Here is a 383-nt window from a genome sequence, read left to right on the forward strand (position 1 = left end):
CCTTTTGCCCTTGGGTTAAGCGAGGCTTGGTATCGAGAAAGTCTTGCACCTGCTTAGGCGTTGCAAAAGGTTGATGTTGGCCTTTACCATCATCGATGTTTTGTAAGATGCGCTTTTCAGTCTCCAGCGCGGCTTGCGTCGTCCAGCGTGTGCCGTCACTGTACTCTGCAGAGAGGGTGTTGCTGCGTTTATTCAGCTCTGTTTCAACCTGCTCTTTGGAAATAGAGCCTCCGGCTTCTTCAAAGGCGTAACGCACCGCTTCCACTACTAAGGCTTTTTGGCTAAAAGCCGCTTCTCGCTCTGAGAGGTGGTTCAGGGCAAAGCTGACCGCTTTTTCGATGAGTGGGGCGTTTTGCGCTTTGGCTAGTGCTGACAGTGCCTGA

At 52.0% G+C, this 383-nt stretch carries 1 protein-coding gene; it reads right to left on the bottom strand.

The window, feature by feature from the left end:
• Positions 1-383: hypothetical protein (locus tag AB4496_RS23100; protein WP_372127805.1), on the bottom strand; the 383-nt coding region annotated here is incomplete at both ends.

Origin of the sequence: Vibrio sp. 10N.222.46.A1 (genome assembly GCF_041473595.1) — a bacterium.
GTDB lineage: Bacteria > Pseudomonadota > Gammaproteobacteria > Enterobacterales > Vibrionaceae > Vibrio > Vibrio tasmaniensis_A.